Origin of the sequence: Paenibacillus sp. FSL R10-2771 (assembly GCF_038000205.1) — a bacterium.
Classification (GTDB): domain Bacteria; phylum Bacillota; class Bacilli; order Paenibacillales; family Paenibacillaceae; genus Paenibacillus_AQ; species Paenibacillus_AQ phytohabitans.
Map to the genome: position 1 here is coordinate 7,631,848 of NZ_JBBOBM010000001.1, position 12,500 is coordinate 7,644,347.

General features: G+C 52.0%; 15 protein-coding genes and 1 pseudogene. 9 read left to right on the top strand and 7 right to left on the bottom strand.

Annotated features, from left to right (window positions below; genetic code table 11):
* Positions 1-7 precede the first annotated feature (7 nt).
* On the top strand, positions 8-517 hold the full coding sequence (locus NSU14_RS33180; protein WP_042140480.1) for an SRPBCC domain-containing protein: 510 nt from the start codon (positions 8-10) through the stop codon (positions 515-517).
* Positions 518-768: 251 nt separating this feature from the next.
* The gene (locus NSU14_RS33185; RefSeq protein ID WP_340948606.1) at positions 769-2,499 is read left to right on the top strand and encodes an Imm51 family immunity protein; all 1,731 of its coding nucleotides are present in this window, start codon (positions 769-771) and stop codon (positions 2,497-2,499) included.
* Between the two features lie 87 nt (positions 2,500-2,586).
* On the opposite strand, the gene NSU14_RS33190 is transcribed toward NSU14_RS33185, so the two are convergent.
* Positions 2,587-3,789, bottom strand: coding sequence for a collagen-like protein (locus tag NSU14_RS33190; protein ID WP_340948607.1), 1,203 nt, complete (start codon positions 3,787-3,789; stop codon positions 2,587-2,589).
* Between the two features lie 303 nt (positions 3,790-4,092).
* On the opposite strand from NSU14_RS33190, the gene NSU14_RS33195 reads away from it, so the two are divergent.
* Positions 4,093-4,509: a hypothetical protein gene (locus tag NSU14_RS33195; protein WP_336102757.1), complete on the top strand. Its 417-nt coding sequence runs from the start codon at positions 4,093-4,095 to the stop codon at positions 4,507-4,509.
* A 113-nt stretch (positions 4,510-4,622) separates the two neighbouring features.
* On the top strand, positions 4,623-4,847 hold the full coding sequence (locus NSU14_RS33200) for a hypothetical protein (protein ID WP_340948608.1): 225 nt from the start codon (positions 4,623-4,625) through the stop codon (positions 4,845-4,847).
* A gap of 68 nt (positions 4,848-4,915) precedes the next feature.
* On the opposite strand, the pseudogene NSU14_RS33205 reads toward NSU14_RS33200, so the two are convergent.
* Together NSU14_RS33205 and NSU14_RS33210 are read right to left on the bottom strand one after the other, a co-directional pair.
* Positions 4,916-5,050, bottom strand: a pseudogene (locus tag NSU14_RS33205) (helix-turn-helix domain-containing protein); the annotation flags it as partial.
* A 19-nt stretch (positions 5,051-5,069) separates the two neighbouring features.
* Positions 5,070-5,417, bottom strand: coding sequence for a helix-turn-helix domain-containing protein (locus NSU14_RS33210; RefSeq protein WP_340948609.1), 348 nt, complete (start codon positions 5,415-5,417; stop codon positions 5,070-5,072).
* Between the two features lie 157 nt (positions 5,418-5,574).
* Here NSU14_RS33210 and NSU14_RS33215 point away from each other — a divergent pair, with 157 nt between their 5' ends.
* Positions 5,575-5,829: a hypothetical protein gene (locus NSU14_RS33215; RefSeq protein WP_340948610.1), complete on the top strand. Its 255-nt coding sequence runs from the start codon at positions 5,575-5,577 to the stop codon at positions 5,827-5,829.
* Positions 5,830-5,831: 2 nt separating this feature from the next.
* Here the strand turns inward: NSU14_RS33215 and NSU14_RS33220 are convergent, their stop codons facing one another.
* Positions 5,832-6,035: a hypothetical protein gene (locus NSU14_RS33220; protein ID WP_340948611.1), complete on the bottom strand. Its 204-nt coding sequence runs from the start codon at positions 6,033-6,035 to the stop codon at positions 5,832-5,834.
* A gap of 145 nt (positions 6,036-6,180) precedes the next feature.
* On the opposite strand from NSU14_RS33220, the gene NSU14_RS33225 reads away from it, so the two are divergent.
* On the top strand, positions 6,181-6,552 hold the full coding sequence (locus NSU14_RS33225) for a RidA family protein (RefSeq protein ID WP_340948612.1): 372 nt from the start codon (positions 6,181-6,183) through the stop codon (positions 6,550-6,552).
* Positions 6,553-6,666: 114 nt separating this feature from the next.
* On the opposite strand, the gene NSU14_RS33230 is transcribed toward NSU14_RS33225, so the two are convergent.
* Both NSU14_RS33230 and NSU14_RS33235 read right to left on the bottom strand, forming a co-directional pair.
* Positions 6,667-7,800: an SMP-30/gluconolactonase/LRE family protein gene (locus tag NSU14_RS33230; protein WP_340948613.1), complete on the bottom strand. Its 1,134-nt coding sequence runs from the start codon at positions 7,798-7,800 to the stop codon at positions 6,667-6,669.
* The gene (locus NSU14_RS33235) at positions 7,800-8,600 is read right to left on the bottom strand and encodes an SDR family NAD(P)-dependent oxidoreductase (RefSeq protein WP_340948614.1); all 801 of its coding nucleotides are present in this window, start codon (positions 8,598-8,600) and stop codon (positions 7,800-7,802) included. The genes NSU14_RS33230 and NSU14_RS33235 overlap by 1 nt, the downstream gene beginning before the upstream one ends.
* 299 nt (positions 8,601-8,899) lie before the next feature.
* On the opposite strand from NSU14_RS33235, the gene NSU14_RS33240 reads away from it, so the two are divergent.
* Both NSU14_RS33240 and NSU14_RS33245 read left to right on the top strand, forming a co-directional pair.
* Positions 8,900-9,595 (top strand): TetR/AcrR family transcriptional regulator, encoded by a 696-nt coding sequence (locus NSU14_RS33240; RefSeq protein WP_340948615.1) that lies wholly within the window; start codon positions 8,900-8,902, stop codon positions 9,593-9,595.
* A complete protein-coding gene (locus NSU14_RS33245) occupies positions 9,592-10,350 on the top strand; it encodes a nucleotidyltransferase family protein (protein WP_340948616.1) in 759 nt (252 codons plus the stop codon). The genes NSU14_RS33240 and NSU14_RS33245 overlap by 4 nt, the downstream gene beginning before the upstream one ends.
* A 90-nt stretch (positions 10,351-10,440) precedes the next feature.
* On the opposite strand, the gene NSU14_RS33250 is transcribed toward NSU14_RS33245, so the two are convergent.
* Entirely contained in the window at positions 10,441-11,088 is a 648-nt protein-coding gene (locus tag NSU14_RS33250) for a Vat family streptogramin A O-acetyltransferase (RefSeq protein ID WP_340948617.1), read from the bottom strand.
* 146 nt (positions 11,089-11,234) lie between these two features.
* On the opposite strand from NSU14_RS33250, the gene NSU14_RS33255 reads away from it, so the two are divergent.
* Complete coding sequence (locus NSU14_RS33255) at positions 11,235-12,500, top strand: YncE family protein (RefSeq protein WP_336102749.1); 1,266 nt, start codon at positions 11,235-11,237, stop codon at positions 12,498-12,500.

Here is a 12,500-nt window from a genome sequence, read left to right on the forward strand (position 1 = left end):
ATTAGCAATGTCCAGCAAAATGATTTCGAGAGTAGAAGGTCTTGAACTGGTTCTTGAACGTGTATTCGATGCACCGCGTGAGCTTGTATTCAAAGTATTCTCCGAGGCTGAGCATCTGAAGCAGTGGTGGGGCCCGCGCGGCTGGATCGTTCCCTTCTGCAGCGTTGATTTTCGTCCGGGCGGCGTCTGGCACTACTGTATGAAATGTGTGGATGAGAAGCAGGGTGACTTCTTCGGCATGGAATCCTGGGGCAAAGGGGTCTACCATGAGATCACCGACGGCGAGAGTTTTGTCTATACCGATTACTTCTCGGATGCCGAAGGCAACGAAACCGAAGGCATGCCGTCCACGCTGGTCAGCATGTTCTTTGAAGAATACGATGGGAAGACGAAGCTGGTGAGCCGGTCGAAATACGATTCCGCGGAAGCGCTCAAGACGGTGATGGATATGGGGATGGAGCAGGGGATTACCGAAACCTGGGACCGCCTCGAGGAGCATCTGCAAGCGATTCAGTAACCGGACGGGCAGCGGAGCAGATAAGTGTAGTAAGAGCGATAATACGAAGAGGCTGTTTCCTTGCCGGATGTCGGCGGGGGATGGTCTCTTTTTTGAAAATACAGATTTATATATTGGGGGTATATCCCAAGCCTATGTTTAGACCTGTCCATTTAGGGTGAATGGGTAATAGCGATTTAACTGACTGCAAGCAGTCCGGCAGCGATCGGGTACGGGCTTATTTGCAGTGTCACAATGGGGAGGCCGAAGGCATGGATGAGGAGTTGCTGGCACAGCTGAAACGCTGGCACGAAGATAATGAGTATCAGCAGATTGTGGACCGCATTCAGGAGATTCCGCCGGATGCAAGAGATTATGAGACTATCAGCCAGTTAGCCAGAGCCTACAACAACCTGGAATATTACGGGGAGGCATTGGAGCAGCTGCTCATTATTGCGGGGGAGGGCGGGAATGATCCGCTGTGGCATTTTCGCATAGGGTATTCCTATTATTATCTGAAGCAGTATGAACAGGCTATAAGCGCATTTGAACAGGCGGACCAACTGGCTCCCGGGGATGGGGATACCCACATGCTGCTGAAGTGGAGCCGGAGCGGCGCGCAGCGGGAGAAGCGGGAGCAGGCAAGGCGTGCCGCAGCGCTGCGTGCCTCTAATGCACAGGGGGATGCGGACGGAAGAGAGCTGAACTCTTTCATCGAATACTGCGCGGATTTCTGGGAGGACAGCGACTATGCCCGGAAGGAGTATGTGTCGGCGCCGCCTAGTGACGAACTGATTGCTTCTGTGGAGCAGGAGCTGGGCTATAAGCTGCCGTCTTCTTACATCGCGATGATGAAGCAGCAGAACGGCGGGATTCCCCGCAACACCTGCTTCCCGGTGGAGGAATCCACCTCCTGGGCTGAAGATCATATCGCAATATCGGGAATTGCCGGTATCGGCCGGGACAAAAGCTATGCGCTCTGCGGCGATCTCGGCAGCCAGTTCATGATCGAGGAGTGGGGATACCCCGATATTGGAGTGGTTATTGGGGACTGTCCGTCTGCAGGCCACGATGTGGTGATGCTGGATTACCGCTACTGCGGGCCGGAGGGAGAACCCGAGGTCATTCATGTGGATCAGGAGAACAACTATGAAATTACCTTCCTTGCCAAGGATTATGAGACCTTCATCCGCGGGCTGGTGAGCGAGGAGGTCTATGACACATCGGAGGAAGATAAGCAGGACGATCTGCGGAAGGTAGCCGCCGGGCAATTCTCTCCTCTGCTTCAGGAGCTATGCGATAAAGTCACCGGAGTGGACAACATAGAGGGGATCATCCGCAGCATTTGCACCGCCATCGTTGAAGAGAAGGGGCATTTCTCTCTTCATGCAGACGAACGCTCGACCTTGATGTATGATCTGCAGTTCTGGCTGTACACCAGCGCCTATCCGCAGACGAACCGTGACCAATATCTTGAGGACTATTCGAAAATAATCGCGTTCGGCGGAGAATTCAGCACAGGCGGATACGCCCCGGGCTTCATCTCCGACTGGCTGGATGAACGGGTGCGGCAGGGAATGATCGTGGAGAGTGAGGGAGCACTGCGGTTCACGGATATAGCAGAGGAACAATTGCTTGAAAAGCTGAAGGAGGCGGAAGCCACGGAAGCTGTGGATGTTGAGCCTTTTATTATAGTAGAGCAGGAGAATGGCGGGAAATCTGTGATTCTGAACGTGGGCAGCTACAAGGCCGAAGTGTTTGCTGCGCGGGAAGAAGAGGGATTCGAAGGCAATGGATATGACTGGGGCTCTCTGGCTGCGGTATTCCTGGAAGAACAGATGCCTGAACTGGCCGGAATCATCCGGTTTGACCCGGAGGCCGGTATGTTCTGCGCGTATGCCTCCGATGGAGCTGCGGTCGTAGCCTTCGCCTCCGCACTCAAGCGGGCTTGTGAGGACGACGTATTGATCCGGGATCTATTCTCGCGTGCGGAGCTGGATTAAGCGGGGCGCTTGACCGGCATATAGAAACGGGGACTGCCGTTTTATAGGACAGTTCCCGTTTTATTTGTACCATGCGCCAAGGAAGGGTTAAGCGAGCCCCGCCAGCCAAGGCGACAGTAGGATAGAATCGCTCGTATTGATAGATTGGCCTGTTGTAAATCCCGTGAGGTTCTGTGATCTGAAATTAATCGGCGGTGCTGCCAGCCCGGAGGTGCCTGTGCTCCGGCCTCCGAGGTTGGAGCCGTTAACCTGGTTGTAGACAGCAAGCTGATACGTAATATCCCCCGATAACGTCAGAGGTGCCGTCAGCGGCAGAATGAATATTCCAGCTTGTAAAGTGGTTGCTACAGTGGTTACTCCAATAACTGTAGACTGGTTAGTACTGGTCGGCTGCAGTACAGCCATCTGAAAAATACCCGTAGAGCCTAGTTGAGTAACGTAAGCTGCAAGCCTGTTGATCGTTATTTGCGATCCGCTGAATGCGAGCGCCCCAATAGCCTCATTATTTCCGCCCCCGGCATTAAATGGGATCTGGGTGTTGAGATCCCCGATTTTCAGCGTCTCGATGAATCCTGAGCCTGCACCCGTTATACCCGTTGAACCCGTTGCGCCTGCCGGTCCGGTCGCACCAGTGGCCCCGGCCGCACCAGTAGCCCCGGTAGCCCCGGTAGCGCCAGTAGCTCCGGGCGGTCCGGCATTTCCCGGCAAGCCCATAAGGCCCATCGCCCCGGTCGCACCGGTAGCCCCGGGAGGCCCGGCAGCTCCCGGTAAACCCATAAGACCCATCGCCCCAGTAGCGCCAGTAGCTCCGGTTAAACCCATCAAGCCCATTAAGCCCATAGCCCCCATGAGTCCCATCGAGCCCATGAGTCCCATCGTCCCTGTAGCTCCGGTCGCCCCGGTCGCTCCGGTCGCCCCCATGAGTCCAATCGAGCCCATAAGCCCGATGCTGCCCATCGGGCCGGTCGCTCCGGTCGCCCCCATGAGTCCAATACTGCCCATGAGCCCGATGCTGCCCATCGCGCCCGTGGCCCCGGTCGCACCCATAGCGCCAATGTTGCCCATAAGCCCGATGCTGCCCACCGCACCCGTGGCCCCGGTCACGCCCATGGCTCCAATGTTGCCCACCGCACCCGTCGTGCCGGTCACGCCCATGGCTCCAATGTTGCCCATAAGCCCGATGCTGCCCACCGCACCCGTCGCGCCTGTCGCGCCCATAACTCCTATACTGCCCATGAGTCCTACAGCGCCAGTGGCTCCCTGCATCCCCATTGCAGCCATGTTTTGCATGAGTTCCATCATGCTCATTGGACCTGGTGAAGCTGCTCTCTCACTAGGCGGGCACTTAGCGTTTTGGGAGGCAGAATCTCCTTTAGCACTTCGTTTCCCTTTTAGCATCCTGCTTTTTTTCAGATACCTTTTGTATTTGTAGGTTGTAGTGCTGTAGAGCGGAAGCTTTATCCGTTTTCGTTTGAATTGCTGCAGCTTCAGCTTTCTGTGCTTATTTGCATCCGACTTATTCACGTTATCCCACCTTCTGCCGGTCAGGTTTATACATAACCACTCGGGCTTCTGTATAACGTATGAGGGCTAGTGTGGAATGGACTAGACGTATGCCTCGGTGATTCCGGTTTCTTTTTACAATGGTACAATCGCTTTGAATTCCTCCAGCCTGCAACCGGCAACACCATCCAGGACAGCACCTACTCCGGAATCTTCATCGAAGAACCGGCACCGAATATCTCGGTGACCTATGCTTCGAACAACATCATTAACGACGGGACTTATGGCGTGTACATCCAAGGCTCCGCTACCGGTACTTCGCTGTTCAACAGCAATACCGTGAACGGCGCGCCTTCCGGGAAGTTCCTGAATACTTCAACGGGCTTCACAGTGTCGGGGGCGGGAATAACTGGTAGGTGGGAAAAGGAAAAGGCCTCCAAAATAGAAGAGGATAATATTACAGAAAATGGTAGTTCAATAGAGCTTGAGAGTACTGCCCCCAGATAATCGGGAGATTATTTGGGGATGTTTGATGTGTTTGATTTACACGCAGCGCGGAATAATCAGGGCTGAAGGGTCAATGATTAAACTTGCTTATCAAGAGCAGAGTAACTCCAATTATGAACAGAATGGCGGCAAGGACTCTTACCATTATAAAATACGAGCCCGAAGGTTCCCGGTCCGACTTCCACCCCTGTAAGAACTTCCACGACCTCTTGGGAAATATGGTTATAAATAGAGTGCCAATAACCCATAATGCCAGAAATATAGTGGATATTGCTGAGAAAATAATCATTCCATCAGGTGAGCCCATAGTTTTCCTCTTTTCTAGAAAGCAATTATAAACAAGCATACCGGAGTGTTTCTCTGTGTTTCAGGGGACCGATGTAGCGGAATGATTCCTCTAACGATAGTTGCGGTCCCCTCGTTCAACCCCGCCGATATAACTGTAATGAAGTGATGCTGCTTCCGCCAGTTGTTCCTGGGTCCATCCTTTGGCTTTTCGAAGCTCACGTATCCGACTTCCTACACTTTCTGGTAAATTCACGGGATCACCTCAGATATGCTCAATCCTCAAAAGCTCGCCGTACCTCTCTAACAATCTTATTCAAAGTGTTTATTTGCTTAACACTCAACTCACTAACAGTAACCGCATACTCATCAATGGCTCCCCGCTGCGCAGCTTCCGGCTCGCTCAAGTCATCCTTATTCTGAAATAATTCTGCGGGTTGGATTTTTAGTGCTGTCACGATTTTCTCCAGTGTATCTATAGAAAAATTCCGTTCGCCGCGTTCTACGGCCCCTATGTATGCATCATCCAAGTTGGAGAGTTCTGCTAACTGTTGTTGTGTTAGTCCTTTTGCTTTTCTTATAGCACGAATTCGATCTCCGACAGTATTCCGTAAGTCTGTCATAGTAATCACCTTTTCCAAAGGTTAAGAGAGCAAAATACTACTAGCGGAGAAGAAACCCATTATCGATATTAAGCGGGGAGTTATAATCTTTGTAGCATTTTTAATCCAGAGGAGCTGCTGCCAGGTCTCGGTGTAATTTTACAGGCTGCGGTTCAGTATGGGCTTGATGTCGATGATCTGCTGTATAGATTCGCGGAATAGAGCGCCGGAGGCGCTGGACTGGACGATGCATTCTTTAAGGCTGGCCCACCAGTCCAGGCATGACGGCAACTTCAAACGCTGTGTGGCGTTGTTCGAATCACTGCGTGAGGAAGTGACGATAGAAGAGGAGCGGCGGTATCATGAGGTACTGGCAGCGTGTCTGGGACAGGTTGTTATGGAGCTTCCAGAACTTCCGCATGCGGGAGTCTAGAATCAGACCGTCTTCTTCTTCTGCACAAGAAAGATCAGCCCGCCAACCAAAAACCCGCTGATTACCCCGGCTAATATGGATTTAAGGATACTGATTACAATATCTGTAGCCGTGCTGTCAGGAGTTGCCGTCAGATTCACAATAAACAGCAGGTTAAACAGAACAGATGTAATCAGGAAAGATTTTGAGGTGAGAAATCGTTTCATGGTTCTTCTCCTCCGTTTCAGGTGAAATCCTTTTTCAGTCAGTTTAATATTACCATAATTATCCTACAAAACCACGACACACAGCTGTCCGGTTTCCAACGTTATACTGGGCTTATCTCAGATGACAAGGGGCGAACCAGCGGACATGGGCAAAATCATCAGACATGATGTGAACAAGGACTATGCGTATTCAGGTTTTGTTGAAGCGGGAGATTTCATCTTCCTCAGCTTTTGTGTGGGCAATGTAGGCGGAACGGTGGAAGAGCAGGTAGAAGGTGCGCTGAATGATATGAGGGACCGCTTGGGGCAGGTGGGTCTTACGCTAACAGATGTGGTGAAGATGGATATTCTGCTGCGGGATGTATGGGATATTCCGGTCATGGAAGAGGTGTTCAAGCGCAGATTCCAAGGCAATTATCCGGCACGCAAAACCATATCCACCGAGTTCGCGCATATTGGCGGCCCGGATGGACTTAAGGTTCAGATCGACGGTGTGGCTTATCGTTCACGCGCGTAGTGCTTGGTTAAGAAGAAGATGCCTCAAGCCAAACAGCAGCCCCTCCTGTCAGAGTGAGCTGCTGTTTGGGATACTACAAGCGGCAGTGGATAGATGAATGCAGCAATCCAATCCCTATGGTTTCAGAAGCACCCGATGAACACCCTGGCTTCCTCCCGGTGCGGTTCCGAGATATAAATATCCTCCCTGGCTTACGGCAGTGGTGATGCCAAACAAGGTTCCTTCAGGATCATGCCAGCTGTTCACAAGCTCTCCTTCGGGTCCATATTCTGCGACAAGTCCGTGCTTCACCGGCGCACTTGCTCCATTTAACAAGGCCTGCGGAACTTTGGACATCGTCGCTGCTACCCAGGGATGACTATGCATGTAATCGGCAAAAGCCAGACGGGTTGTGAATACCCCCACCCAGAAATGTCCCTGAGCATCGCGGGTGATATTGTCTGGAAACCCCGCCAGGTTCTCCGCAAAAATATCAGAGGTGCCTTGTTTGGGCCCCTTCAGCCAATACCTTGTCAGCTGGTAATGGTACGATTCAGCAACAAGCACGAAATCTTCTTCAGCAGACAATACGACTCCGTTGGCGAAATATAAATCCTTCAGCAGAACGGTTGTCTGTTTGGTCTGCGGATCATATTTCAACAACCGTCCATGCGGTTTGTTCTCGGCAATTTCTTTGAACATGACCTTACCATAGTTAGAGGTATCGGAGAAATAGACCGATCCGTCTTGCGCGATATCCAGCTCGTTCGCCAGATAGATCGGTCCTCCATCTACTTCAGTGGCCAATACTTCAATCTTTCCATTCGGGTCGATCGACAGCAGCCCCTTCTGAATATCCGCCACAATCAAATTTCCGTCAGCATCGAATTTCAGCCCGTTAGGTGTTCCCTGGGTATCGGCGAACACTTCGGCTGGCTGCGCCTTGCCTTCCGCATCGAAGGCCACTCTGTAGATTGTGCCGTCAGAGTCGCCTGTATACAGCCGCCCCGTAGAATCAAAAGTGATAAATTCCGGGAACTTCGCGCGGTCTGTCACAAGCTCTGCGGAGCTAAGCTTGCTGTTCTCTTTCCAGGGACCCTCCTTCTCAAAAGAAGGGGCGGCAGGTGCAGACCATTCAGCAGGCTCTACCGGGGCAGGCATCAGCAGGAATCCGGCTATTCCCAGCACAATTACCCCGAGCAGGATCAAGCCCCATCTGCGAATGTGTTGACCGGTGGAACGTTTACGTGGATTGGTTTCTGTAGACATTATAGATCCTCCTTAGGGTGTGTGGGGCGAAGCATACCACCGACCAGCCGCAGACTTTGTCTGCGGGTCATGAACCGGGTAATCTGGGCACTCAGGTAATTGCGGAGTCCCGGAACAATGTACTGTTTCCCTCTGGCCATAGCGCGCAGTGTAAGGGCCACTACCCGCTCCGGTGAGTCCTTCGCGCCGCCGACAGAAGCATCCTCCGTACCCACCACGTTGAAGAAATTGGTCTCCGTCGAGCCTGGACACAGGGCGAAGAATTGTACGCCGCGATTACGATTCTCCCACCACAGGGCGTCGGTAAAGGACAAGACAAAAGCTTTGGTCGCCCCGTAGACGGCCATATAAGGCAGCGGCTGAAAGCCTGCGGTAGACGATACATTGATCACAGCGCCTGCCCCTCTGTGGAGCATTCCGGGAAGGAATAAATGAGTCATATCGACTACAGCGGTGACGTTGAGCATCACTTCTTCATGCTGGCGTTCGCCGGAGACCTCCTCAAACAGGCCATGGGTAGCAAACCCCGCATTGTTAACCAGCAGATCGATACTCAGGCCAAGCTGTTGGCATTGCTGGTACAGATCTCCGGCAGCGCCTTCGAGCGATAGATCCAGGGGAATGACCCGGCACTGGACTCCATGGCTGCGCGTCAATTCGGCTGCGAGCGCATCGAGTTTGCTTTTGGTTCTGGCTACAAGCACCAGATGACTGCCTTCCTTGGCTAATTGTCTTGCGAACTGTTCGCCAATTCCCGAAGAGGCTCCGGTGATTAGCGACCATTTCCCTTTAATATTCATAGTTTCCACTCCTTCTGTTACAATGTTTTTTAACGGAAACAATGTTACCGGATTTCGAAAAAAAATATGACCGATCTTAACGGCCATAATGTCCGTTCTCAATGGCATAAGTCCGTTCTCAGCGGTATGAATACAATTGGTAACAGTGTTTCCTATGTGAATCATAGTAACCAACATAACACCCCTGTGTCAACTCATTTTTTTCAGCGTGAAGGTTCAATTGACAACCTATGTTCAAATGTTTAGAATTCCTGTTAGAACCCGGCAACTCTGTTGCTGGTCAATAACATGATAACCGGATGAAGGTGATTCTTATCAGTACCGAAGACAAACCCACACCCTCCACGGGGCGGGTATTAAAAACATATCAGGAAGCCCGTCTGCAAAATACGGAGAATCTCCGTAAGCTTGTGGTGGATGCCGCCGCTGCCATTCTGCAGGAAGAGGGGCCGGAGGCCGTCACTGTGCGCAGAGTATCGCAGAAGATGGGCTGCTCCACCAAGATCATTTACAGTTTGTTTGTCAATAAAGAGGGACTGGCCCAGCAATTGTATCTGGAGGGCTGCAAACTGCTGGCCCAGCGTTTTGAAGAAGTGCCGCCATCATCGGATCTGCTGCAGCATTTGCTGGATCTGGGCGAAGCCTTCTGGCAGTTCGGACAGGACTACGCCAGCTACTATAAGCTGATGTTTGGGGGGGCTTTTGCAGAGTTCAAGCCGGATGCGGAGAGTATGCAGGGAACGATGACAGCTATACACCGTCTGCTGGTACTAATCAGCACTGCCCAGGAACAAGGACAGATTTCGGATCAGGAAGAGACGGGGACCCTGGTCAGTACGATATGGGCATCGCTGCACGGTGTAATCCACCTGTATATGGGCGGGTTCCTTGGTGATGTAGCGGCAGCCCATACCATATACAGACAAACAATGGGTTTGCTGTCTAAGTCCTTGTTTGCGTCATCAAGCCAGGGTAGAGGAGCGAACAAGGGATGATTGCACTAATCTTGGCTGCGGGATATGCCACCCGCCTCTATCCGTTAACCCGGGACACACCCAAGCCGCTGCTCCCTGTTCAAGGGAACCGGACGATTCTGGATCTGCTGATCGGCCGCCTGGAGGTGCTGGAGGACATCACGGAGATTCTCATTGTGACGAATGCCCGTTTCTTTCATGCTTTTGGGCAGTGGCATCAGCAGTATCAGGGAGAGAAGCCGATCCGTATTCTGAATGACGGTACTTCCTCCCCGGAAGGACGTTTAGGTGCAATTGGCGATATCCAATATGTGCTGGAGCGGGAGCAGCTGCAGGAGGATCTGCTGGTACTGGCAGGCGACAATGTGCTCGGATTCGGCCTGGAAGGGTATTTGAACTATTTTCATAAAATAGATAGGGACTGTATTCTGGTCCGTACCGTGGACAATATAGAAGAGCTTCGCAGTGTCGGTGTAGCCGAGCTGGACGCAGAGATGCGGGTCCTGTCGCTGGAGGAGAAGCCGCAGGAGCCGCGTTCCAACATCGGCGTGTTTGCCCTCTATATCTACAAGCGGACTACCCTGCCGCTGATCTCCCGCTATCTTGCCGAGGGAGGCAACCCGGATGCGCCGAGTTATTTCCCGGAGTGGCTGCATTCCCGCCAGGAGATGCGGGCCTATTATACGGAGGGGACGATCGATGATGTCGGCACCCCGGAGGCGTATGCGGAGATGCGGGCCAGACTGGGCGCGGGCGAGGATAAGGCATCTTACTGAACTTAATAGCAGAAAAAAAGGCTGTCCGGGAAGGTAGTAATACCCTTGGACAGCCGTTTTTGTATTTAACTGTAGTCCGGTGCTGCGAGTTTAGCTGCCAGCCGCAAGACTTCTGATCCGCTCCAGATCACTGCTGCACAGCACCTCAAGATTCGCCGTAATCTTCTCCGGGCTCCAGTCCCACCATTTCAGCTCCAGCAGCAGCCGGATCAGTTCATCGCTGAAGCGCTGCCGCAGAATCCGGGCCGGATTGCCCCCGGCGATATGGTACGCGGGAACATCCTTGGTGACAGTAGCATTAGCGGCGATGATCGCCCCGTCGCCAATCGTCACGCCCGGCATGATCGTAGCATTCTGGCCGATCCAAACATCGCTTCCGATGACGGTATCGCCTTTGTAGGGCAGATCCGCCAGCTCAGGCGCCGCCTGCTCCCAGCCGCCGCCCATAATATTGAACGGGTAGGTGGTCACCGAGCCCATCCGGTGGTTGGCCCCATTCATAATGAATTCGGTACCGCGGGCGATGGCGCAGAATTTGCCGATGATCAGCTTGTCCCCGATGAACTCATAATGATGGGTAACCCGGCTCTCGAAGGATACCGATTCGTCAGGGTCATCATAGTAGGAGAAATCTCCCGCAATAATGTTGGGACGTGTGATTGTATTTTTGATGAAACGGACTTGCCTGATATGGGGATTGGGATGGACCTCGTTCGGGTTAGGGCCAATAGAATGCATAGAGTCACACCTTTCTTGGATAAATGGGCAGTCGAGCCATAATTTAATTCTAGCTATAGTATAGTCCAATCCGGACTCCAGTTCTTACATACCTTATGAGAGACTGGTAGTTTTTAATCTCTGATTACAAGGGAGGATTCGCTAGAATGGCTATTCTGTCAACAGGACCTATTGAAAATAATGAAGTGAGCGGTGTCAGGCCTACTGTGCAGGTGACGGTTAAGATCGATAACCGGAACGCGGTGAATCCGTCCGCTATTCTGATCCAAGGGTACAATCTAACCCTCACAAGGACGCTATATGTGAGCGAGCTTATTACGGTTTCCCCGGACGAGGTGATTACAAGAAATTATTTTGCCAATCTGGATGCCTATGAATTTGTCTTTACAACGGAAGGTCTTGCCGAATTGCAGACGGAAACCTCAGTGTGGGGTAAAAATTCAGCCGGGCAGCTGGTTACCGCCCACCGTCTTGTCTCAGCCGAGCTGCTGGGTGCTGAAGAGGGGGGAGTCACAGGCTCCGTCAACCGTATCTATGTTGCCAATTTCAACAGCAATGATGTTTCTGTGATCAACGGCGCAACAAATGCGGTGATCGCAGTCATCCCTGTAGGTGTGAATCCTGCAGGAGTCGCGGTGAACCCGTTAACCAACCGCATCTATGTTGCTAATTTGAACAGCGATAACGTATCCGTTATCGACGGAGTAACCAATATGGTGCTGGCCACCGTTCCTGCGGGGGACGGAGCAGGCGGAGTTGCGGTCAATACGGCTACCAATGCCATCTATGTTGCGAATTTTAATGATAATACGGTCACTGTCATTGACGGATTAACCAACACTGTGGTGACTACCATTATTCCCGCTGGCGGTTCTCCTTTTCCAACGGGAATCGGCGTGAATTCATTAACCAATACTATTTATGTAGCTGAATTCAACTCGGATATTGTTACCGTCATTGACGGGGCTACGAATACGGTTATTACACAGATTCCCGTGCAGGTGAACCCGTTCCGGGTGGGTGTTGATCCCTTGACGAACCGGATTTATGTCTCGAACCTAACCAGCAACACCGTTTCCGTGATTGATGGAGCAACCAATACGGTGATAACTAACGTACCCGTCGGTACGACTCCGGGTGAATTGGGAGTGAACATCTCTACCAATGCCATCTATGTACCGAACCGGGATGACGACAATGTATCGGTGATTGGCGGATTAACCAATACGGTGATTACTACCATTCCGGTGGGGAATAACCCTAATGGTGCAGGCGCTAATCCATTGACGAACCGTATCTATATTACTAATCAGGATGATAACACGGTATCGGTTATTGATGGGGTCACCCAGGCTGTAATAAGCGTTATTCCGGTTGGTGCGCGTCCGTTCTCCGTCGGTGTCAATCCGTAG